This is a genomic window from Allobosea sp. Root483D1, from assembly GCF_001429505.1.
Classification (GTDB): Bacteria; Pseudomonadota; Alphaproteobacteria; order Rhizobiales; family Beijerinckiaceae; genus Allobosea.
This window is the reverse complement of record NZ_LMJW01000017.1, coordinates 136,691-157,570: the sequence shown is the minus strand read 5'-3', so window position 1 is coordinate 157,570 and position 20,880 is coordinate 136,691. Positions and strand designations below refer to the sequence as shown.

Below are 20,880 nucleotides of genomic sequence, written 5' to 3'. Positions count from 1 at the left end.
GCCCGGTAGCTCGTCAGGCTCATAACCTGAAGGTCGTCAGTTCAAATCTGGCCCCCGCAACCACTGAGAGTGAAAACCCCGTCTCTTGAGGCGGGGTTTTTGCGTTCGCAGAGCACACAGCCAGAATCCGCGCGAGATCGCCGTGCAACTCAAGCGTGACGCCGCCGCCATCTCGCGGCGAAACGACAATGCGCTCGATCATCGAGCGAATGGCCTCCATTGCTTCATCGCGTAGCTCTGGATCGTCCACCAGGCTCTCTAGCTCAGCGACCCGGCGTCGGTAGGCTTCGGCGAGGTTGGGATGGACGCGGACGGGGGAGGGCTCCCTGGCATCCGACAGCCGGGCATTCAGCAAACGCTTCTCTTCCTCCAGGTCGGCCAGACGCTGTTTCATCGACGGTTGATAGAGGCCCTCCTCGATCGCGCTCATGATGCCGTCGATCTTGCGCTGTACCGCGGCCATTGCCGCAGAGGCGGTCGAACGCAAGCCGTCTGCCTCGGCTGCGGAACGATTGCATTCCTCCTGATACGCCCGGGAGAACTCCGCGACTAACTCGGGCGTGAGCAGTCTCTGCTTGAGAGCGCCAAGGATACGCTCCTCGAGCTCAACCCGGCCAATGGTGCGGTCGTTGATGCAGATGCCCTTAGAGCGCCGACCCGCACAGCCGTAGCGGCCGGCAGCCACTAGGGTATAACCCTCCCGACAGCATCCGCACGAGAGCAGGCCCGAGAGGAGGTACCGTCGCCGATGCGCGCGGTTCAGGGCATTGCCCTGCTCGTCCCGGCCCATATCCAAAGCAACGGCGTCCTGGCGGCGCTTGACCGCATTCCAGAGTTCCTCGTCGACGATACGAAGCTCGGGTACGCGCTTGCGTTCCCACTGCGTCAACGGATTGGGCCGGGCAAGCCTACGACCTGTGCTCGGGTCCTTTACATAAGAGCAGCGGTTCCAGACCAGCTCTCCCGCGTAGAGCTCGTTGTTCAGGATACCGGTACCGCGTTCCTTCTGTCCGCGGATGGTTGTGTCCAGCCATGGGCGCCTGTCAGGCCCCGGAATGGCTTCGTCATTGAGGCGGTGGGCGATTCCTCGTGGGCTCACGCCGTTAGCGAACAACTGAAAGATTCTGCGAACGGTTGCTGCCTCAGCATGGTTGATTGTGCGCTCGCCACGCTCGGCTCCCGGCACGATGTCGTAGCCGAAAGCCTTTCCGGAAGCGGCGCGTCCTTGCAGGATCCGGCCAAGCTGTCCGCGGCGCGTCTTCTCGCGCAGGTCCGCCACATAGATCTGCGCCATCGTTCCGAGCATACCGACATGCATCATCTCGACCCGCCCCAGGCTGACAGCGTGCAAGCTGATGCGGGCGAACTGCAGTTCGTCATGAACTCGCGCGATCTCGGAGAGCTTGCGTGATAGCCGATCGAGCGCCTCCACCACGATTACGTCGAACTTGCCGCGGTGGGCTTCCCCAAGCAGGTTCCGATACCCGATCCGATCGACCGTCATTCCAGAGATCGCCCGATCGTTGAAGGTCGCGACGACCTGCCAGCCCTGCGCCGCCGCATAGCGCCGGCAGAGCTCGATCTGATCCTCAATCGAGGCGTCCCGCTGGTTCTCGCTTGAATAGCGCGCGTAGATGGCGGCTCTCATGCTGCTTTCCCAATTTGCGTGAGCAAGGCGTCGACCCGTCGGCTGGCGGCGAGATTGCGGGATCGGATGTAATAGCGATCGGTGGTAGACATGTGCAGATGGCTCAGCAGATCCGCCGCGGCGTAAAGGTCCTCTGGGGCATCGTCGGCCAAGAGGGTTGCCCCCATTGCCCTGAACATGTGCGGATTGATCGAGCTGCCCGTGAGCCGCTTCGTAGTATTAGTGATGCGTTCGTGAAGCCAATACGTGTTCCGGTTCACGCCAAACTTGCACAGCCAGAGATGATCGGCTGAGCGGGCAGACGGAAATGTCGGGCGTACGGAGTCCAAATGGAAGTTCAACGCGTCGACGAGCGCTGGTGGGAAGGGCATCTCGATTGGCCGACCATTCTTCGTTTGATCGCCGGAGATCGTGATGGTCCATTCAGAACCCGACTGATTGAGCTCGTGCCCGATCCGCAAATTGGAGAAATTGGTCGATCGCAGCGGGCGGCGGATGAGCAGCGCAAGCTGCAGTGCATCGCGGAAGCGAGCGGTCCTATATGGCGAGTAGCCTTCCACATCTAGATCAGATCTGGCATCAGCGAGCTCCTGATGCGCCAACTGATCCATTTTAACGATACACGGCAGTTCGCGGCAGACGTCACGCTCGGCTGACGCGATAGTCTGCAGTCTGTTGCAGGCATCCTGTAGCCAGCGCCAACTGATGCTCGGGTGCATGGCCTGAAGCGTCACCTTGAGGCCGACGAGTAGAGACAGCTGCGAAATCGGCTTAACGATAGAAGCCAGGTGCTCGTAGTACGCCTCCACCACTGAACGAGTAGCGCGGTCCGCCGGGCACTTCTCCGCTTCCAACTGTCCCGACCATGCGAGATAGCCGAGAAAACGACCATAGTTCTGGATATTGGTCTTCTTGGTGCGAGGACGCCAATGCGCGCCTTTCCCCACTCCGTTGAACAGGGTGCGCTTATTCGTGGCCAAGTGCCAGTGCGCCTTGTCAGTGTCAGGCCACTCTTGAAACGGCATCGACTTGCGAGAGGGATCGATGAGACGGCGGCTCATTTCGGGAGCTCCGCGTCTTTCGCATTCGAGAGCAATTGGTCAAGGCGCTTGCTGGCAGCCTTACCGTTACGGTCGGCATAGAATATGACGGTCGTCGAAATCGACGCGTGCCCGAGCACTTTGGAAACGTCACCCACAGACGACGGGTCTCGCTCTACGCAAACCTTCTGCAGGAGGTGGCGAAAGAGGTGTGGGTTAATATCGAGACCGACCTCTCGTCCCGCATCGACAATCTGCTCGTACATGGCGTTCTTAGACCGAGGGCCAGAACTCTCGCCAGGGAACAGGTACGAGCCCGACGCGCCGGGAAGTGCGGAGCGAAAACGCTCGGTATGCTCGTCGAGCAGTCCGGCAAATTCGGCATTCAGGGTCAGCTCCAGGGGGCGCCCGCCCTTCATGACCCCCGGCGGAATAATCAAGACGAAGGAGCTGTCAGCCTGACGCTTGAACCAGCCAAGCTCGAGGCGACGGAGTGTTGCGAGGCGAGGTGCTACCCTCAACAAGATCGATACCGCGACGGCCTGCTCCATCAGCTTAGCGGCACGGTAAGCATTGGCCGTCTGCCGCGCCTCCTTTGCCAGCCGCGCAGGAACGCTCAGCAGCAAAGCGTAGTTCGCGGGATCATCAAACTGACTGAGCCGCTCCCGATTCTTATCGGTGATATGATTCTGACGCTTGGGGCGGTTGGCGCACAGTTGGTCGAATTTGGCGATCTGGTCAGGGCTCAGCTTGGCAAAGTGCTTAGCTAGCACACGCAGCTTGCTCGCCATCTCGAGCACCCGCCGCTCCTTCCCCCCAAGGCGCTCATACTCGAATTCCAGCGCGACCTTCAGCTTGTCGGGATCGCAGAGCTCGGCAAGGCTGTCGATCTCATCCAGCTTCATCGTACCGGACTTCACGAGCGCCGTCGCAACCTGTCGGAACAAGAGGAGATGGCTCTTGATCGTATCCTGTCGAAGCGGGCGAAGCAGCTCTTCTGCGCTGAAGATCGAAGCCGCCTTAGGCTTCGCCGAAACCCCCTTTTCCCAGTTGGCGAGGTCCGATTGGAAACCCTGCGGAAAAGCCGAGAGCGGCAACACGTAGGGCGTCGGCTTCGTTGGGGAGCTCAAGCGGATCTGCGGCCAGGAAGGGATATCCCGGGCAGCTCGGTTCCAGCTCGAAATCGTGCCGTGAACAATGTTCTTCGGCTCCTTCACGATCTCGGCTTCGGTCAAGGCAAGATAGAAGCCCGCGAGCGTCTCAGGCATGACGTCTGCCGGCGAGATTGCCTGTTGGGAGCAGAACTCGGCGAATCGCGAAAGAGCGTGGCGCCGGAAAGGCGTCTGGATCAGGCCGATCAAGGCGGCCCATTCCGCGTTCCAGTTCTCCTTCACGGCCGAACTGCTGGTCTTGCGGGCCGGGGCAAACTGATTCACCGCAAAAGCGACGCTCGAGCGAAGCGTTTGAAGCGTCTTGCGCTTGATGCCAAGCCTGATCGGCTTCGCCTCGGCAAACACTGCGCGTATCGCAGAGGCCGTCGCGGGGATCTCGGTAAGGGGGCGACCGGCGATCGCTCCGAACCGGTTCAGCCCGGACAGAAGGTCGCGCCGGCGCCCGTCCGTCAAGCTGATATCCGCTGCGGCGCATGCGTGAATATCGGCCATCGTCTCCGCCGGCTGCACATGCACGGTGCGGTGCTTTTCGGAGGTGGCGGCGGGCGGATTCTCAACTGGCTCAGGCCATGAGAAATCAAAGGCAGTCTGCTCCATCGGGAAGCCCCTTCGTGGACAGATGTGGACAGAAGCGGAAGCTGGGTGACGTGCGTACCGAATCGGGAATTAGCACACGTTCGGTCTTACGGAGTTCGGCCGGGTGGAGTTTCCCGACGGCAGGTAAACCATTGATTTCGATAGACTTCAGTGGCCATCAATGGCCACTAGTCACGTGGAGTTCTGACGCTCGAAGCGGACAAGCTCATCCTCCGAAACGCGTAACGCCTTGCCGATGCGAATGACGCCAAGTCGCTTCGCTGCTATGAGGCGCCGGACGGATTTGACGCTCATCTTCCAGCGCTCGGCGACGTCCGGCAGGGTCAGCAACGCGGGAAGAGGCTTACTCATTGAAGGACCTGCCCGTGGCGCGGCCTATCGAATACGCAGGCCTCTCGTGCCCCGCCTTGGCTTCCTGTCGCCCAAGCAGTCGCGCCAGGCGCGCTAATACCACCTGACCAGAGGAGGCATCTGACGGCCCGGGCGAAGGGTTATTAATCCGCGTCGGCGGACATTGATGCTTCTGGCTCGACATCACGATACCTCCGTGAGCAGGAGTGCCGGATGTCATCGAGGAGAGAAATTGGGAAAGAAGGCCGGTCGCTAAATCACACTGGCAAAGTTGCGTCGAATACGGTCCGCTGCATCCCAGGTATCGCGCGCGGCGTGCTTGCGAGAGGCCACCTCTTTTGCAGGGAGAAGCTGTGCAATTTTGGACCAGCTCGCGTAGCTGTCACGAGCGTCCAGGACCTTGAGATATAGCAGCCACATCGAACGGGTCTTCCGCTGAACTTCATCTTCCCGCCGGGCTTTTGCCCTCATGTTCGCTTCTTGGTCCAGGTCTGGCGAAAAATAGGATCCGATTTTCTTGATCTGTTTCTGGATATCCCCGTGTGGATCAATTGCAATAAATACCGTGCCTTTGTTCAGTTTCTGATGTTTAATTATTTCTTCAATTTGAGTAAAAACCAATTCTTCAAAATCAAAATCCGAAAATCTGGGTTCATTGTTTGGATTATTGTCGAGAAACATCGGGAAACTCGGCGGATTAATTTTTTCCAGCTTAATGAAGGCTATCGAAGAAATGCGCGGATCAGGGAAATTGCGAAGGCCAAAAAGCTTGAAAACGAGCTTTGCAAAAAAAACGTCGCGATCACCCTCGAAAGAGCGAAAAGCCAAATCGAAGCGATTGCTTTCTCGGAAGCACCACATCAATCGGTAAAGTATGTTACGCCTCAAAAATTCCCACCGCCATTGGTCTGATCTGAGGTTATCGAGGAAAAGATAGTAATCTCCGTGAGAATAGAATGAAGGAATATTCCAGTCGTAAGTAATTAAATCAGTGGCTCCTTCGCAAATAAGCGGATGCAATATCTGTGACAGATCAATTTCGTCAGCAAGCATCCGCAGGCTAGGCCTCACGTCATACTTAAGGGCATATCTCATGTTGTTATATTGTCATTTTCATCAATGGCGATTAGTGCGGCCAGCGCCGTATGCGGATCGAATCCAATCGCCTTTGCGAGCTGGAGAAATTCTGTCACGTCAACTCGACGCTGACCGCTTTCAATGTTGGCGATGAACGGCTGGTGACGACCCAGTTGCCTGGCTACGTCAGCTTGGTGCAGCCCGGCTCGCTGCCGGTATTCTGCGAGCAGTTCCGCCAACCGTTGATGTCGAGCTGAACGGAAAGTTGCGGCCATGAGCGCCCTGAGGGATCGGCGCATGGGTAGGGGATTGACAGAAAAATCCAAAAATTAGATATTTGATAATCGGATTTTAGATAGCCGGAGAGCGCGGTGAATTACCACAGTAGGCAGGCCTCCGGTGACCCGGTGCTTAAGGCAACGAGCGAGGCGGCTGCCATGTGGCTCAACGCACTGCCTCTGAGATGGGCTCGAAACGCGGCGATAGCGATGTTTATCTTCTGCGCGGCCGCAATCTCACACGCCGGCCAACCCTCTGGCGGCGCGCACGTCTTGTTCACAGGCGCTTCGTCCATCTTGGCGGCGATCGCTGCGTACCTAATTGGGCAGTGGGCTGTCTGGAGTCTTCGGACTCGTTACGAAGGCGATTCCAGCAGCATGGCCGGGGCCATCCTGAGTACGTGGATAAGTGGCGCTCTTCTGCTCATTGGTGTTCCCGTCATTCTATTCGATGCGGCAGTACAATTGGGGATGCCTGAGCAGCCGATCGGAATATGGCGCTGGCTAATATCTCTGCCCGTCTGCGTTGCTATCGCGACCTTGGTGGGCATGATTTCCAGAATTGGGTTGAACCGAACGATCAAGACTGCTGCTCGGGCCAGTAGCTTTTGACTGCGCTTCCGAGGGGCGCAAGTGCGGACATTGCACGTTGCTCAGAAGCGAACATTGCTGGCAGAATGGCCATTCTGGACCCAGTTAGGCACTCACGTAGCGGCAGAAACCAGAGCCCGCGGTGCTGAACAGTGACCGCCGCACGCCGCAGCGTTCCCGCTAACGCCAGTCCACAAAAAGTCCGGTAAGGCAGCTCTTCAGACCGCGCGCAGGCATTCGGCGCGCGGCGTGTATGCCACGGAAATGTTGAATGCTCGGCAACCCTATGGGAGATGGCGCTAGGGCGAATTCATTACCCTGGCTAGGCGATGGTCAAAACGGATCGGGCTATCTTAGAATATTGGCGGTCGGCAATTGCCGATAGCGCGATCGGCGACGCCTGTTTAACAAGCAAGATGCTCGGGGAATTTCACGCCCTGTCCCGCGAGGAAGACGAAACTGGTCTCCTCGGGCGAGAGGCCGTCGATTTCCTGTTTAAAGATGTACCGGACCATGTACGGCGTATCGCGGTCAGCCTCCGCCCGCTCCATGTTCGCCGGAAGATTCGGCACACGAGATCGCGAGGAGACGGTCTGCCGCTCGAAGTCACCCCGATCGTGACCCAGGCACAGGTCACACGTGAGGGCCGCATCATTCCCAGCCACAGCGTCATCGGGCGGGATATACTCGATCCCCTTGCGCGCGGCGCTTTCTCGGTCGGTAGTGTTGCAGATCTCGACCTCTTTCTGACAGCCAAGCCCTTCCCCGCGAAAGAAGAAGATTCCGATCTCTGGCAAAAATACCATGACCATTGGCGGCAGATAATCGCCGAAGTGGGCGGCAACTGGCCGGCTTCGGACCCTGAGTACCAGATCGTAGGCCATGGCCTGATCCAACCCGAAACCGAGGTGGCCGCGACGGTTAAGCAGATACTCGACTTGGCTGATGCCTTGATCCATGGCGCCCCGGAGACCCCGCTTCTGGCGAATTTCGCGCGCAGGACCGCTTGCGACGTCGAACCCGTGCGCATGTCTCCTTTCCCGCTGGCGGAGCGTCTTGGCCATTCCAGCGACAAGTTCTCGGTTTCCGACCATCAACGCGAAGTGCTCGCCCATCTGGCGACAGCGCGGAACGGCGACATCCTCGCCGTCAACGGCCCGCCCGGCACGGGAAAGACGACGATGCTTCTGTCGGCGATCGCCGGGGAATGGGTGCGTGCCGCGCTGGAGCGCGCCGACCCGCCCTTGATCGTCGCCGCGTCATCGACCAACAGATACATGGCTACCGAAGCGGTCATCAACTCATCGCCTCGACGAAGCGCCTCCCTAGGGAAGACCAGGATCTTGTCGACCGCCTCTCGGACATCGGGGGGCAACTGCGACCGGGCGAGACGTTCAGGCCCTATCTGACCGCCTACCCATTGACCAGCGGAAGCGATTACGTGGTCGCGCGGACTTGGCAGGAAACAGCCGCTCCGAGGTCGGGTTGCGTACGAACGCGAAGCCTGATCGTGCCGACCGCGCGCTGGCTATCCATGGACGGCATTCGCCAAGTCCTGCCGCTGTTGGTCCCGGTTGATTTCGACGAGAAGCTGGCAAGGCTGGCGCCGGCCACCTCTTCCCCTGCGTCCGTGCCGGTCTCGGATCCAAGGCGAGCGGAATTGGTGGAGGCTTTGTTTTTCCAGATACGCCACCCCATCGTCGTCTTCGACTGCGCGGAGGCCGAGCCGATCGTCGAGCGACTTCTCGCGGCGTTCTTGCCCGCGCTTAAGCAGAGTTTCTCCATTTCCACCTATGCGCTCGCTCCGCGCAAGATCGAGGGACGGCCGTTCGACCTGGTTTTCGCGCCGAAGGGAGCTCGGGCCCGTTTCTCCGATTGGTCCGGCAGGCGAGTGGACGGAGCATCGAAGCCGGAACGGCATCCCTGGTCGCGGCTCGTTAGCGTTGACGCCAGAAAGCGATCGGCGCCCACGCTTCTGGCACTGGAGAGGATCGAGGAGCCAAGCTCCTGGAGCGATTCCGTGCTCCTCGCCGCGCTCGCGATAGGTTCATCGAAGTCCGCGATACCGAGCCGCAGCAAAAAATCGGAGGTTTCGTCGTCGAAGCCCTCTTCCCCGAGCCCGTCGGCGATCCCGGTGAGGATAGGGATCACCGGGCTGCGGCCGGCGTCGATGTCGGACCGCAAGAACGACACCGCGCGGCGCGGCGATTGTATCGTCAGTGACCGCGCAAGTCCGATCCGCTCATCAGGTTCGATCATCAATGCTGCCTCGGCCGCGTCGAGCGCGGATTTTTGGCAAGCATGCCGCCAATGCGATGATTGCGGTGACGAGAAGAAGCGCCGCGCCCAGCTGGATGAGACCGAATTGCTTATGACCGGTGGGCAGAAACCATTCCGCGACGACGCCCGCCGCTCGCAACACGCGGTGAACGAACCAATCAAGCACCGTGCCCTCCTCGTTGCGGTCCTCGATCACGTCCTGCAATAGCTGCTTTTGCGACGGGCCATGATATGCTGCTGGATCAGGTAAGCTTCAATGGCTGCGAAAAACGAGCGTCCGGATCGGTAGATCAACGCCTGAATCCGCAGCTTCAGGCTATGTCCGGCACCCAGTTCCTGGCCAAATCAGGCTCCTCGTATCCCTTCGATTTCTGTCTCTTCGGAAGCTTGATCTTCTCGCGGGGCGGCGCTTCGTAAGGAATCGAGGCGAGGATGTGCGAGATGATGTTCAGGCGTGTTCGTCGCTTGTCGTCCGAATGGACCGCAAACCACGGCGCCCATGCCGTATCGGTCGAGCGGAACATCTCGTCCCGGGCTCGCGAGTAGTCATACCAGCGGCTGTATGATTCCAGATCCATCGGCGACAGCTTCCAGATCTTGCGCGGATCGTTGATCCGCTCCTCCATGCGCTTGGTTTGCTCCTTCTGACCTACTTCAAGCCAGTATTTCAGCAGGGTCGCGCCGGATTCGACGATCGCCTTCTCGACGTTCGGGACGACCTCGAGAAAGCTCTTGGCTTGCTCTTCGCTGCAAAAGCCCATGACCCGCTCGACGCCAGCGCGGTTGTACCAGCTGCGATCGAAGATCACGATCTCACCGGCCGCCGGCAGATGCGGCAGATAGCGCTGGACGTACATCTGCGATTTTTCACGCTCTGTCGGCGGCGGCAGCGCCACCACCCGGAACACTCTGGGGCTAACGCGCTCGGTCAGCGCCTTGATGACGCCGCCCTTTCCGGCGCCATCGCGCCCCTCGAAGACGATGCAGATCTTGGCGCCTGCATGCTTCGTCCATTCCTGGAGTTTCACCAGTTCGGCGTGCAGCTCTCGGAGTTTTCGTTCGTAGCGCTTACGGTTCAGCGGCTCGCCGACATGCGCTTCCATGGTAAAATCCTCCCCGCCATCAAGACCAGCTCAGGAAGAATGCGACATCGCCCGGCATGCCTCCCGGCCAGTCGATGATCATCGCGCGCAGCTTGTACTTTGCCGGCTGCAAATGCTCCTTCCAGAATTCGTAGGCCTGTCGCGGCCTCCCCGTGAGGGTATCGGGCCAGTCCGGCTCGGCATTGTTGATCGCTCTGCCCTTGTCCGTGCAGAGCGCGCTCGGGAAGCGCATGACCAGGACGTCTTGCTCGCCGCGTTCGGCCGCCGCGCGTGTCTTCGTCGCGAGGCTTTGTTTGATCTCGGCGATCTTGGCAGGTGTGACGGCGATCTCCTGCTGCAGGGAGGCGACGAGCTTCTTCCTCGCCTCCTCGGCCTTGTCCATGCTTGCCAGCATCTTGGAGGCCTTGGCCATCTCCAGGTCGGTCATGTAGGAGCGGAGATCATCCGCCGACATGAAGCTCTCGTCGGCGAGGATGCTCGCCTTGGCCGGATCGCTGACTCTCGACATGGCCCGCGTCTCCTTCACGGTTAGTGATCGCAATGTCTGGTTCGGCTTCCGCCGTCGCCTGACGGCTCCAGAGCCTGTCAGTTGAGCGTGATGTGGAAAGCTTCGGCGAAGGTGAGATCGACCATGTCGCCGCGTCCGAAGGTCTGCAATTCCGCCCTGACCGCGGGGTCGGCGACGGTGAGCGAGCGTGGGCCAAGGGGGCCGACATAGCTCACGATATTGCTGGCCGGGTCGAAGCGCTCGAACCGGGCCGTCAGGGTTACCGCCCGCACGACGTATTTGTCGGGCAGATTGTGGAATGGCGGACCGCTGACCGCCTCCCTATAGGTGATGCCGGGTCGGTCGCCGCGCCGGCTGCGCCGGACATCCACGGCAGCCCCCTCGATCCGGCTGATTTCTACCATGTCCCCGGCACGAACCCGGCGCAGATCGCCGAAGATCGGGGGAACGCTGACCAGCCATTGGTGGCGTCCCTGCGCGACGACCACCGAGCGAGCGGCCCGGTTGACCGATACCACCCTGACATTGAGGCGCTCGACTTCGACCGGGCCGACGCCGGCGACCACCACCGTCTCGCTGCTGACCAGCGGGTACGGAGCACAGCCGGAAGCCGCTGACATCACAGCTAGGGCGAAGATCCAGTTGATGTGTTTCGACATGGCGAGAATCTCCAATTTGTAAATCTCACGCAGAAAACATGTCAGATCGGAGTTGAATTCCTAATTCAAAAGGCTATCGATCGCGGATAGTTTGCCGAATTTCAGCTTCAAGACCAATGATGATGAGCCTGTATTCAGCGCAATGCGCCTCTTTTTCTGGAAATTTAGAGTTTTCCCAGCGCTCCAGCGCAAATTCTGCTTCGGCCAAGTCCGCGCACAACGCACGGAAATTCTCATTCCGAAGCATCAATTCCTGGATCGACTTCTTGTGGTTCGGCAGAAGCCTAAGGGCAGCCAGAATGCCTCGATCCATGAGAAGGCACCCCCGTGAAAGAGGCACAATTATGTGGCGCGGCGGGCCGGGCGGGAGTAAATAACGGGAGGTTACGCGACATTACCTTTGGAAATGAAGGCTATTTAACTGGATTTTCGCCCGGGAGGATCGATTCCATGGAGCGGCCAGAGATAGGACTTAGCATAAGTGAAGCGCCGGGAGCTTTACCGGTGCTTGGTGTTGGTGAAGCAGATATTCGCGCTCAACTCGCTCGCATTTTAAATAATGCGGAGTTCAGCGTGCCAGAACGCTTGCGGCGGTTTCTGTCATACGTGGTCGAGCAGGCGCTCGCAGGCCATGCGGACCGCATCAAGGCCTACTCCATTGCGGTCGAGGTTTTCGGCAGGGACATCAACTTCGACATTCAGAACGATCCCGTTGTGCGTATTGAAGCCGGCCGACTGAGGCGCGCGCTGGAACGCTACTATCTGCTGGCGGGCGGCCTCGACCCGATCCTGATCGAGATTCCCAAGGGTGGTTACGCACCCCGCTTCTGCCGCCGCATGGACAATCCAGGCGAGGCGGAGCTGCAACAGTCATCGAGCCAATTGGAGCTGGCCGCCCTTCGGCCTTCGTCCGTCGCGCTGCGGGCTGCGCAGTTTTTCGCTCTTGCAGTCGACTGGCTGAAGCACCGTTGGTTCGTCGGCGCCACAATCGCGCTGATGATCGGCTTGGGCTGGAACTTCGCCCGGACATCAGACCTGACGATTTTGCCGGCAGCTCGAAAGGAACGGGTAGCCGTGACCGGGCCGTCCATCATCGTCAGGCCCTTCATCAACCTCTCCGGTGATCCGGAAGGGGATGTCTATGCGGCTGGCTTTTCCGAAGAGATCCTCGCGCAGCTGGCCCGCTTCAAGGAATTGACTGTTTTCGGGCGCGAGACGGCCGGCGCGGTGCCTGACGGCGTGTCCGCGGCGGAGATCCGCCGCAAATTCGGCAACCGTTTCACCCTGGAAGGAAGCGTCCGCGTTTCTAACGGCAGGCTCAGAATCACCAGCCGCGTCCTAGACGGCGAGACCGCAACAGTCATCTGGTCCGATGCCTATGATGCCGATCTGCGGACCAGCGGCATTGTCGATATTGAGATGAATGTTGCTTCCAAGGTCGCTACCGCCGTCGCACAGCCCTACGGTATCCTCTTCAGACAGATGGCTTCCTCGCGCGAAAGCCGCCTGCCGAGCTTTGAAGCCTACCAATGCTCGTTCCGCTTCTATCGCTATCGAAACACGCTGGACCCACGCGAACATCTGCCGACGCGGGAGTGCCTCGAGCGGATGACTGTGCTCTATCCCGATTATGCCACGGGCTGGGCGATGCTGTCCTTTCTCTATCTCGATGAGGATCGCTTCGAACTGAACCGACGCCCTGGCTCACCCACGCCAGTCGAGCGAGCTCGTGAGGCGGCGCAGCATGCCGTCCGCTTGGAGCCCCAGAACGTCCGTGCCCTGCAGGCGCTGATGACGGTCCTGTTTCTCCTCAAGGAACCCGCCGCGGCACTTCGTATCGGCAACCAGGCGCTTGCGATCAATCCGAACGATACCGAGCTGCTCGGCGAATTCGGCAGCCGCATCGCCCAGGCCGGAGAGTGGCAACGCGGCGCTGCTCTGCTCGAGGAGGCCATGGCGCGCAATCCCGGCCATGCCGACTACTATGTCGGGATTTTAGCCTTCGCAGCCTATATGCAGAATGACGACAAGAAAGCGGTCGACCTGATCCGCCGAGCCGATCTGCGGCGCTTTCCGATTTATTATCTGGTCGCCGCGCTGATTTTCGCGCGTGCCGGGCTGAGCAGCGAGGCAGAGGCAAACCGCGTGCAGTTTCTCAAGCTGCGCCCGAAATTCTTCGATGACTTCGGGAGTGAGCTCGACAAGCGCAACTTCACCCCGAGGGATCGTGTCATTCTGATCCGAGCCGCCATCCTCGCCGGCTTTCCGGTCAAGTCGCACATCGTCGACGCGAGAAAATAGCCCGGGGCTGCGACCTCGAGCTTGCGATCAATCATGAGCTCCGATCGCGTAGCGTACCGTAAAATACTACCTGCAAGGGGGCGATGCGGCCTTGAGTGCTGCCGAACGCACCAGTCGGGGGAACGGCCGGTCGCATGTGATCGGACGGAGGCGCGATGATGTTTCGCGGGGGCCCGACACGCATTGATGAGATGCTCGCCGATGCGGGCGCATCGCAAGCGGGCGATGTCGCAGCTGGCGCGGAGGGAGCCATGATCGCAATACTTCGTCGTGCGGCGCTGCACCTGCTTCCCATCGCCATGTTTGCGCCGGTGCCTGATGCCCTGGCGCAGACGCGCGATCTTCAGGGGGCCTGGCTTGATGGCGACCTTGCCTGCGGCAGTGTTTTTGCTCCCACGCGCAATGGCATCGGCTTCAAGCGGCCCGCGAATGCCTTCATCCCAGCCTTCATCATCACCGGCAGGCGACTGTCGACTTCGCTCGCGACCCGCCGGATCGTCAAGGTCCTGGTGACGGGTGACCGGCAGGCCCTGACCCTCCATTGCACGACCTCGATCACGAGCGACACCGCCCATGCCATTCTCGCGCCGATGCCGGATGGCGGCCTGCATCGCTACTCCACGTCCGATGGCGGCGTCGCTGCGAAGTACAAGCGCTGTGGTCTGCAGGATCTGACCACGACGGATCGCGGCAGAGTCCCTGATCAGCGGATCTCGCTTGGGCGCGCGCCATGATGGCGACATCGGCCCGGCGCCCTGCAAGCAGCACGACGAATAAGGGGGATATGATGGCCCTTGTACATCTCGTCGACAATGATGCGGCCTTCCAGGCGAGGATCGGCCCGGTTCTCGAGGCGTCAGGATACCGGATTCAGGCTTATCGCAGCGCAGATGAGATTCTGAGCCATCTTCCTGACAGCAGCGTTGAAAGCTGCATCGTCATCGACGTCCAGATTCCGGGTGTCGGCGGTCCCGGTCTTCGCGATCGCCTGATCGCGGCGGGCTCGAGCCTGCCGGTGATCTTCCTGGCGGGTGACAGCGATATCCGCACGACCGTTCGGGCGATCAGGGCCGGCGCCGAAGACTTCCTGCCGAAGCCAGTGGAGTATGACGAGTTCATCGACGCCATCGACCGGGTCATCGCGCGCCACCGCCTCGTCAGCGCGCAGGAATGCTGGGCAAGGCAGCGTCTGGCGCGGCTGAAGCAGCTGACACCGCGAGAGCGCGAGGCCTTCGACCTCGTGGTCCGCGGCAAGATGAACAAGCAAATCGCCTTCGAGCTCGGCACCACCGAGCGGACAGTGAAGGCCCACCGCCACAAGGTGATGGAGAAGATGGAGGTCCGCTCCGTGGCCGAGCTGGTGTCCTGTGCCGAACGGCTCGGTTTGCTGCGAAACGTGGGCGCATAACGCAAGAGCTCGCGGGCGGTGGAGCTGACAGGAGCACGCCGTGTCGTTTCAGGGTGCACCCGCTGGACTGAAGACGCCGCGAGCCGCCGCAGTGGCTGGAATCCTGTTTTCGGTCCTGCTGCTGACGTCGATCTTTCTGATGCTGCAGACCTTGCGGGTGCATCCACGCGATCCTGGCGATTGGCTCAGGGCGCAGGCCTGGAAAGTCGCGCTGGCGCTGAACCTGATCCCCTTCGCCGGCATCGCCTTTCTGTGGTTCATGGGGGTGCTGCGCGACAAGCTGGGCGCGCAGGAGCACAAGCTGTTCGCCACGGTCTTTCTCGGGAGCGGGCTCCTCTTCGTCGCGCTGCTCTTCACCGCAGCCTCCGCCATTGGCGCGATCCTGGTCGCCCATACGGCCCTGCCTCGCGAGCTCACCGGCTCGGTGACCTTCATCTGGGCACGGTCGTTCGCCTATAACCTCGCCAGCATCTATGCGGTGAAAATGGCCGGGGTTTTCCTGCTGACGGCTTCGACGATCCTGCTGCGCACCGGGATCACGGCGCGCTGGACGGCGCTGGCCGGATACGTCGCCGCTGCCTTCATCCTGTTCGGCAGCCATGTCGTGGACTGGAGTTTCCTGATTTTTCCGCTGTGGGCGCTGGTCGTCAGCGCCGATATTCTCGTCAGGGAACGCGACCTGCAGGCGGATTAAGCCGCGCTGAATCCGTCAGCACGTCCGGACCTCGAAAGCGCGACAGGCGTCCTCCAGATCCTCGAAGACCATATCGGCTCGCCGCGGTTCGAGCACGCCGGCGCGCGAGAGTATATCGCGAGGATCGGCATGAAGCTCGGCGAAGCTCAACAACAGGCCTTTCTCGGCTAGAGCACCATGCAATTCCCGGAACATGACGGCACCGGTCGAGTCGATCCGCGCGATCGCACTCGCATCGAGTACCAGCCATTTCGTGCCCGGCGGCGCTTGGTCCGCGATGCTCTGGATACGCGACCTGACATAGTCGGCGTTGAAGAAGAGGACGCTCCCCTGAATCATGTAGAGGACCATGCCCGGTATCGGACGGGCATCCTTCGATCGGTGCAGCTTGTAGAAGCCGCTCCGGCCGGGAATTCGCCCCAGCATTGCTTCGCGAGGGCGCATTTCGTTCAGCAACACATAGAGCAGGGTGCCGGCGATCGCGATGACGACGCCGCTGAGCACGCCGAGGCTGATCGCCCCCCACATGCTGATGAACGCGAAGACGAATTCCATGCGGCTGATGCGCCAGGTTTCGCGAAGCCCTTGCATGTCGATCAGGCTGAGCGCGGCAAAAGCCAGGATCGCCCCAAGAGCGGGGGTCGGCAGCAGGCGTAGCGCGCCGCCAAGATAGAGCAGCAATATCGTCAGTGTGGCGGCGGCCACCAGCGCCGAGAGCTGCGAGCGGCCCCCCGCGGACATGTTGATGGCGGTGCGTGAATCGGTGACCGTCACGGGGAAGCCGCTGAACAGGCCGGAGAGGAGATTGGCCGCCCCGATGCCGTCGAGCTCCCGGTTTGCGTTGACGTCGAACCGGTCGCGGGCGCCAAAGCTGCGCGCTGCGACGAGGCCGGAGCTCACGCCCACCAGCCAGATCGCCCCCGCGCCGAGTATAAGCTCCCTGAACGGCAGCTGCGAGAAGTCCGGAAAACTCAGCGTCGGGAGCGTTTCCGGCAGGCTGCCGATGACCTTCATCCCCCGGCCTTCGAGATCGAAAAGCGCCGATGCCAAGCCTGCGAGCGCGACCACGACCAGGGGACCGGGGATCGGAGAGCGCAGATGCGCCAGCCATGCGAGAAGAGCGAGCATGGCTGCAGCAAAGCCAACGGAGAGCCAATGAATCTGCGCCGCCTTGCGGATAATCTCCAGTATCGGCGGCAGCAGGCCGTCGGACTCGATCCGCACGCCAGTGAAACGTCCGATCTGCCCAACCAGGATCGAGATTGAAATGCCGCTGATGAAGCCGATCAGGATGGGGCGCGACAGGAACGCGGCAACGACGCCGAGGCTGAGTTTGCTGGCGACGAGGCAAAACAGGCCGACGAGCAGTGCCAGTGCCGCCGCCGCACCGACCCGCTCGGCAGAATCGTGCAGTTGCAGGCTCGCCAGCGCCGCGGCAAGGACGGTCATGGTCGCGGCATCCGGGCCGACGATCAGTTTGCGCGACGGGCCGAGCAAGGCGTAGCCGACAAGCGGCAGAATGCTCGCGTAGAGGCCGGTTTCGGCCGGAAGCCCCGCGATGGCCGGATAGGCGACGGCGCTGGGAATGGCTACCGCGGCGACCGCGAGGCCTGCAGTGATGTCGAACCGCAGCCACCTCCGCTGGTAGCCGGCCAGCCCGGCCAGCATCGGAATGCCACCAATCACCGGAGCCTCCAATGAAGAAGCACGATACACGCGCGCCGCCAGAGTGGCGGTGCCTGGCCGCCCTTCGACCGGGGCGCAAGCGTCAACGGGCGTTTTTCTCGACCGCTGTCATCAAGGTCTCGTTCCGGTGGGATTTGCAGTAGCTCGTGATTTTCTTCACGTTCCGCTCGATATAGCGGAAGTCCACCATATTGATGTCCTTTGATGCGCTGAAGTAACCGCTCATCCAGGCTCCAAGGAGTTCGGCCTGGTCGCGGCTGGCGGCGGTGTACTGCTTGCAGGTCACGACGCTCATATCGAAGATGACCTGGGCGCTCGCGGGCAGGTGGAGGCCGACAACCAGGGCGGCTGCAGCGAGGGGCGTCTTGAGCATGGTCGGTCTCCTCATCGCGTTCAGGGCAGGGACTTCTCGATCGCAGACATCAGCGTCGCGCTCGAATTGAAGTTGCAGTAGCGTTCCACCGCGGCGACGTTCTGCGGATGTGCCGTCAGGTTGATCTTGTTGAAGCCGCGTTTTTGATTGGCCCAGCCGCTCATCCAGGCTGTCACGACCTTTGCCGTGTTGGGCGGGAGCTTGCGATAATCCCCGCATGTCATCTTGGACATGTCGACCATGACTTGCGCTTCGGCTACGCTCGTTCCGAAGCAGAGAGTAGCTGAGAGAGCCAGAGACGCTACTTTCATCTTCATTCTCCTGCGTTGATGACTGGATGAAACTGAGAGCTAGGGTCGATTGCCTGCCGTGCCGACATCGGCTGGCTTGAGATCATCCGGCGAGACCTTGTCCCAGCCCCGTCCGGGATCGAAGCGGGTCATGCGCGCTGCCGTGTATCGGGTGCCCGGACCGAGGTCCTTCTGGTAGATCGTCCCGGCGTGGCTGGTGATGAAGCTCATCACCCCGGATCGGCCGTATTCGGCTGGATAGGCAAGCAGCGCGAAGCCGCCGATCATCTTGCCGCCGACGATGTAGTCGATCGCGCCGCCCGGGGCCGCACTCCCCTGACGCTTGAGAACCTTGTAGAAATAGCCGTGGAAGGGCTGAGGTCGCTGGCTCGTCCGATAGCCTTCGGCGGCGGCATCTGCCGCGAGCCTGCCGAGCGGGCTTTCCTCCTCGCCGGGGGCCGCTTCCCAGTACAGGCCGTCCTTCGCCTTTTCGCTGCTGACGATCCGTTGTGCATAGGTGCCGGCGCCCTGGCCGCGGTCCTTCGCGGCATAGTCTTGCTGGGCGTCGATGAAGGCGAGGGAGGTTTGAATCGCATTGAGCTCGTTTCGACCGAGCCGCCGCAGCGTGATCTCGCGGTATCCGACCCGAGTGTCGAACTTCCAGTGACCGAAGGCGCGCACCAGCGGGATCGCGAACGGGAAATCGTCCTGGCCGATGAGGAGCGTCGCGGAATTGCCCTGCTGGTTGATCGAGTGGCGGCTGTCATAGGCCGAGGCGAAGCGCTGGCGGTCTGCGGCGTCCAGCACGCGGTCACCGGACGATGCGATCTTCGGACCATTGGCTCCGAGAATCGAATACAGGCGCTGCAGATTGTTGTCGCGCGCGGCGGAGACCAGCGCGGAGGCCGCGTCCTCAGGTGTCTTGAAGAGCTCCTGCGCCTCGGCGCTCGCGATCGAGACGAGGAAGCTCGCCAGCGCCGGACATAGGAGGCGCCGGGCGGAACGGGCTGTAAGCCTCAGCATGTCATCGGCCTCCGTCCTTCGATTTCTGGAGTCAGTGCCCGGACCGCTTGCGATCAGTGCGATGTCGTCGTGGCCGGCAGGGGCGCACCTGACGCCTGCCATTTCTCGAATGTCTGAAACCGCACTCCGAGCCGGTCGTAGTCGACGCGCAGATAGCCATCCGCGCCACGCCACACCGCCTGCGGCATCACGCCCTGGACCTCCTGGGCGATGACGCCGACATAGGTCTTGCCGGAGCCGTGATAGGCGAAGCGATACAGGCCGATCCCGTTCGTAAACCGGCCCAGGAGCTCGATATCGGTTTTCAGCGCGATGTCGGACCGGCGGCCTCCGCCTGCCCGTGCCCCGCCCCCCGCCCTTGCGCCGCCTCCCATGCGCGCTCCGCCGCCCATATGTCCTCCGCCCATGCGGGCTCCGCCGCCGCTGAAGCCTCCGCGCCCGCCCGACGGCCTGGGGCCAGCCATGCCGCGGGCGGCACCGGAATTGGCGTAGCTCGCCCGCCCGCGCTGCGATTGCATGTTCGCGGCGCGGCCGGACTGCACATTGCCGAAGGCGCCGTCACGCCTGGGCTGGGCCGGGCGCGCGGTGGACGGGCGCTGCGCAGGCCGCCCTGCTGCGCCGCCGCCAGGCCTGGACTGGCCGGGACCGGCGCGATCGCCGGCTCGCCGGTCGCCGACATTGGCGCCGGGGCCCGGGCGGTTGCCGGCGTCGACCCGTCCTCCTCCTGGCCGCTGCTCCGGGCGCGGGCCGGACCGGATGTCGCCCGGGCCGCGGTCACCGCCGCCGGGCCGCAGAACCTGGTCGCCGCCACGGCCCCGGAAGTCCATCCGCCCCTCGCTGCCCGCCCGGATGTTGTTGTTGCCGAAGCGCTGCTGGACGGTGTTGTTGCGATATTGGACGCCGTGGCGGTGCTGCGGATTATGCTGCCAATGCGTCACCCGGTTGCGGTCGATATTGATGTTGTTGTTGTTCCAATTGATGTTTCCGCCCCAGTAATTGCCGTTCGAGGCCCAGCGGCCCAAGCCGTACGCGGCGCCGAAGGCAAGCCCCGTCGCGATCACACCGGCGGCGATGTAGCCGGGAGCCGGAAAGTAATAGGGTTGCGTATCCGCATAGGGCCACGTGCCGTAGACGACGGCCGGATCGTATTGGGGCACATAGATCGTCTCGGGTGTCGTCGGCTCGATCGCGATGATCTGCCTGTCGTTCTCCTGGCGGACGACCACCGTCTGCTGTGAGCCGGAGGAGAGTTTCTTGCCTTCATGCGCGCGCGAGCGCAGGCGCTGGATGCCGTCCATCAGGTCAGGCTGCTGGGCCAGGACCGCGTCGCCGAGCTTCTGGGTCCAGTCGAGATTCTTGCTCAGCCTTTCGAGTACCTCGGGCGCTGCGACGAGCGCCTTGACGCTGCTGTCCCATGGTTGCTGCTCGGCAGCAGCGGTGAGCTGATCCCCTTTGAGCTGCTTGTTGGCGGCAACCCAGCGTTCGGCCTGTACCACCTCGAGCGGGTAGGTCGAGGCCATCAGGATCTGAGCCACCAGCACGTCGGGATACAGCGCTATCGGGGCGACGAGCGCGTCGAGCTGCGCTTTGCTCAGAACCTGCTCGCTCGGCACGGCGGTTGCCGTGGCTGCGGTCGCGGAGGAGGGCTGAGGCGCTTGCGTTTGGGCAAGCGCGCGAGGGCTCAATCCGCTCGCGACGAGACAAGCCAGAGCTATGCGAAGGTACATCGCCTCTCTCCGTCGGATCCATACAGAGCGTCGAGGGTGGGCGGGCAGAGAAAGCAGTTACCTAGCAACCGACA

21 protein-coding genes are annotated in these 20,880 nt (G+C 61.6%); 6 read left to right on the top strand and 15 right to left on the bottom strand.

From position 1 onward, the window contains the following. Positions 1–19: 19 nt before the first annotated feature. The 6 genes from ASE66_RS15275 to ASE66_RS31415 form a co-directional block, all read right to left on the bottom strand. On the bottom strand, positions 20–1,648 hold the full coding sequence (locus ASE66_RS15275) for a recombinase family protein (RefSeq protein ID WP_057190555.1): 1,629 nt from the start codon (positions 1,646–1,648) through the stop codon (positions 20–22). Beyond that, complete coding sequence (locus tag ASE66_RS15270; RefSeq protein ID WP_057190554.1) at positions 1,645–2,709, bottom strand: site-specific integrase; 1,065 nt, start codon at positions 2,707–2,709, stop codon at positions 1,645–1,647. The genes ASE66_RS15275 and ASE66_RS15270 overlap by 4 nt, the downstream gene beginning before the upstream one ends. Beyond that, positions 2,706–4,457, bottom strand: a complete 1,752-nt coding sequence (locus tag ASE66_RS15265) for a site-specific integrase (RefSeq protein WP_057190553.1) — start codon at positions 4,455–4,457, stop codon at positions 2,706–2,708. The genes ASE66_RS15270 and ASE66_RS15265 overlap by 4 nt, the downstream gene beginning before the upstream one ends. 171 nt (positions 4,458–4,628) lie before the next feature. Further along, complete coding sequence (locus ASE66_RS15260; RefSeq protein WP_057190552.1) at positions 4,629–4,808, bottom strand: helix-turn-helix domain-containing protein; 180 nt, start codon at positions 4,806–4,808, stop codon at positions 4,629–4,631. Positions 4,809–5,060: 252 nt separating this feature from the next. After that, positions 5,061–5,903 carry a hypothetical protein gene (locus ASE66_RS15255; RefSeq protein ID WP_057190551.1) on the bottom strand — a complete coding sequence of 281 codons (843 nt, stop codon included), beginning with the start codon at positions 5,901–5,903 and terminating at the stop codon, positions 5,061–5,063. Then, on the bottom strand, positions 5,900–6,160 hold the full coding sequence (locus ASE66_RS31415) for a helix-turn-helix domain-containing protein (RefSeq protein ID WP_082613482.1): 261 nt from the start codon (positions 6,158–6,160) through the stop codon (positions 5,900–5,902). Before ASE66_RS31415 ends, ASE66_RS15255 begins: the two co-directional genes overlap by 4 nt. 923 nt (positions 6,161–7,083) lie before the next feature. On the opposite strand from ASE66_RS31415, the gene ASE66_RS32120 reads away from it, so the two are divergent. After that, positions 7,084–8,163: a DNA helicase I gene (locus tag ASE66_RS32120; protein WP_156412175.1), complete on the top strand. Its 1,080-nt coding sequence runs from the start codon at positions 7,084–7,086 to the stop codon at positions 8,161–8,163. Next, positions 8,058–9,242 carry a hypothetical protein gene (locus tag ASE66_RS15230; protein ID WP_413814269.1) on the top strand — a complete coding sequence of 395 codons (1,185 nt, stop codon included), beginning with the start codon at positions 8,058–8,060 and terminating at the stop codon, positions 9,240–9,242. The genes ASE66_RS32120 and ASE66_RS15230 overlap by 106 nt, the downstream gene beginning before the upstream one ends. Positions 9,243–9,345: 103 nt before the next feature. On the opposite strand, the gene ppk2 is transcribed toward ASE66_RS15230, so the two are convergent. The 4 genes from ppk2 to ASE66_RS32115 form a co-directional block, all read right to left on the bottom strand. Beyond that, positions 9,346–10,137, bottom strand: a complete 792-nt coding sequence (ppk2, locus tag ASE66_RS15225; protein ID WP_057190545.1) for a polyphosphate kinase 2 — start codon at positions 10,135–10,137, stop codon at positions 9,346–9,348. A gap of 19 nt (positions 10,138–10,156) precedes the next feature. After that, the gene (locus ASE66_RS15220; protein ID WP_057190544.1) at positions 10,157–10,645 is read right to left on the bottom strand and encodes a hypothetical protein; all 489 of its coding nucleotides are present in this window, start codon (positions 10,643–10,645) and stop codon (positions 10,157–10,159) included. Positions 10,646–10,722: 77 nt separating this feature from the next. After that, complete coding sequence (locus ASE66_RS15215; protein ID WP_057190543.1) at positions 10,723–11,304, bottom strand: hypothetical protein; 582 nt, start codon at positions 11,302–11,304, stop codon at positions 10,723–10,725. Between the two features lie 73 nt (positions 11,305–11,377). Continuing rightward, complete coding sequence (locus ASE66_RS32115) at positions 11,378–11,617, bottom strand: hypothetical protein (RefSeq protein WP_156412173.1); 240 nt, start codon at positions 11,615–11,617, stop codon at positions 11,378–11,380. A 137-nt stretch (positions 11,618–11,754) separates the two neighbouring features. Between ASE66_RS32115 and ASE66_RS15210 the strand changes: the two genes are divergently transcribed. From ASE66_RS15210 to ASE66_RS15195, 4 genes are all read left to right on the top strand, one after another. Then, entirely contained in the window at positions 11,755–13,605 is a 1,851-nt protein-coding gene (locus tag ASE66_RS15210; protein ID WP_156412172.1) for an adenylate cyclase, read from the top strand. Between the two features lie 251 nt (positions 13,606–13,856). Then, positions 13,857–14,339 carry a hypothetical protein gene (locus ASE66_RS15205; RefSeq protein WP_156412171.1) on the top strand — a complete coding sequence of 161 codons (483 nt, stop codon included), beginning with the start codon at positions 13,857–13,859 and terminating at the stop codon, positions 14,337–14,339. Next, positions 14,339–15,013: a response regulator transcription factor gene (locus ASE66_RS15200; protein ID WP_244494934.1), complete on the top strand. Its 675-nt coding sequence runs from the start codon at positions 14,339–14,341 to the stop codon at positions 15,011–15,013. Before ASE66_RS15205 ends, ASE66_RS15200 begins: the two co-directional genes overlap by 1 nt. Positions 15,014–15,053: 40 nt before the next feature. Continuing rightward, on the top strand, positions 15,054–15,707 hold the full coding sequence (locus tag ASE66_RS15195) for a hypothetical protein (RefSeq protein WP_057190539.1): 654 nt from the start codon (positions 15,054–15,056) through the stop codon (positions 15,705–15,707). A gap of 15 nt (positions 15,708–15,722) precedes the next feature. On the opposite strand, the gene ASE66_RS15190 is transcribed toward ASE66_RS15195, so the two are convergent. The 5 genes from ASE66_RS15190 to ASE66_RS15170 all read right to left on the bottom strand — a co-directional run bounded on the left by ASE66_RS15190 (position 15,723) and on the right by ASE66_RS15170 (position 20,692). Continuing rightward, the gene (locus tag ASE66_RS15190) at positions 15,723–17,375 is read right to left on the bottom strand and encodes a SulP family inorganic anion transporter (protein ID WP_156412177.1); all 1,653 of its coding nucleotides are present in this window, start codon (positions 17,373–17,375) and stop codon (positions 15,723–15,725) included. 100 nt (positions 17,376–17,475) lie between these two features. Then, a complete protein-coding gene (locus tag ASE66_RS15185; RefSeq protein WP_057190537.1) occupies positions 17,476–17,766 on the bottom strand; it encodes an HdeA/HdeB family chaperone in 291 nt (96 codons plus the stop codon). 20 nt (positions 17,767–17,786) lie between these two features. Beyond that, positions 17,787–18,077, bottom strand: coding sequence for an HdeA/HdeB family chaperone (locus tag ASE66_RS15180; protein WP_162262493.1), 291 nt, complete (start codon positions 18,075–18,077; stop codon positions 17,787–17,789). A gap of 39 nt (positions 18,078–18,116) precedes the next feature. Beyond that, positions 18,117–19,079 carry a DUF2950 domain-containing protein gene (locus ASE66_RS15175; RefSeq protein WP_057190535.1) on the bottom strand — a complete coding sequence of 321 codons (963 nt, stop codon included), beginning with the start codon at positions 19,077–19,079 and terminating at the stop codon, positions 18,117–18,119. 53 nt (positions 19,080–19,132) lie between these two features. Next, the gene (locus ASE66_RS15170) at positions 19,133–20,692 is read right to left on the bottom strand and encodes a DUF3300 domain-containing protein (RefSeq protein ID WP_320409770.1); all 1,560 of its coding nucleotides are present in this window, start codon (positions 20,690–20,692) and stop codon (positions 19,133–19,135) included. Positions 20,693–20,880 lie beyond the last annotated feature (188 nt).

Bases quoted from the DNA above. Each gene is read 5' to 3' on its own strand.
- ASE66_RS15275 (WP_057190555.1), bottom strand. From the start codon at position 1,648: ATGAGAGCCGCCATCTACGCGCGCTATTCAAGCGAGAACCAGCGGGAC.
- ASE66_RS15270 (WP_057190554.1), bottom strand. From the start codon at position 2,709: ATGAGCCGCCGTCTCATCGATCCCTCTCGCAAGTCGATGCCGTTTCAA.
- ASE66_RS15265 (WP_057190553.1), bottom strand. From the start codon at position 4,457: ATGGAGCAGACTGCCTTTGATTTCTCATGGCCTGAGCCAGTTGAGAAT.
- ASE66_RS15260 (WP_057190552.1), bottom strand. From the start codon at position 4,808: ATGAGTAAGCCTCTTCCCGCGTTGCTGACCCTGCCGGACGTCGCCGAG.
- ASE66_RS15255 (WP_057190551.1), bottom strand. From the start codon at position 5,903: ATGAGATATGCCCTTAAGTATGACGTGAGGCCTAGCCTGCGGATGCTT.
- ASE66_RS31415 (WP_082613482.1), bottom strand. From the start codon at position 6,160: ATGGCCGCAACTTTCCGTTCAGCTCGACATCAACGGTTGGCGGAACTG.
- ASE66_RS32120 (WP_156412175.1), top strand. From the start codon at position 7,084: ATGGTCAAAACGGATCGGGCTATCTTAGAATATTGGCGGTCGGCAATT.
- ppk2 (WP_057190545.1), bottom strand. From the start codon at position 10,137: ATGGAAGCGCATGTCGGCGAGCCGCTGAACCGTAAGCGCTACGAACGA.
- ASE66_RS15220 (WP_057190544.1), bottom strand. From the start codon at position 10,645: ATGTCGAGAGTCAGCGATCCGGCCAAGGCGAGCATCCTCGCCGACGAG.
- ASE66_RS15215 (WP_057190543.1), bottom strand. From the start codon at position 11,304: ATGTCGAAACACATCAACTGGATCTTCGCCCTAGCTGTGATGTCAGCG.
- ASE66_RS32115 (WP_156412173.1), bottom strand. From the start codon at position 11,617: ATGGATCGAGGCATTCTGGCTGCCCTTAGGCTTCTGCCGAACCACAAG.
- ASE66_RS15210 (WP_156412172.1), top strand. From the start codon at position 11,755: ATGGAGCGGCCAGAGATAGGACTTAGCATAAGTGAAGCGCCGGGAGCT.
- ASE66_RS15205 (WP_156412171.1), top strand. From the start codon at position 13,857: ATGATCGCAATACTTCGTCGTGCGGCGCTGCACCTGCTTCCCATCGCC.
- ASE66_RS15200 (WP_244494934.1), top strand. From the start codon at position 14,339: ATGGCGACATCGGCCCGGCGCCCTGCAAGCAGCACGACGAATAAGGGG.
- ASE66_RS15190 (WP_156412177.1), bottom strand. From the start codon at position 17,375: ATGCTGGCCGGGCTGGCCGGCTACCAGCGGAGGTGGCTGCGGTTCGAC.
- ASE66_RS15185 (WP_057190537.1), bottom strand. From the start codon at position 17,766: ATGCTCAAGACGCCCCTCGCTGCAGCCGCCCTGGTTGTCGGCCTCCAC.
- ASE66_RS15180 (WP_162262493.1), bottom strand. From the start codon at position 18,077: ATGAAAGTAGCGTCTCTGGCTCTCTCAGCTACTCTCTGCTTCGGAACG.
- ASE66_RS15175 (WP_057190535.1), bottom strand. From the start codon at position 19,079: ATGCTGAGGCTTACAGCCCGTTCCGCCCGGCGCCTCCTATGTCCGGCG.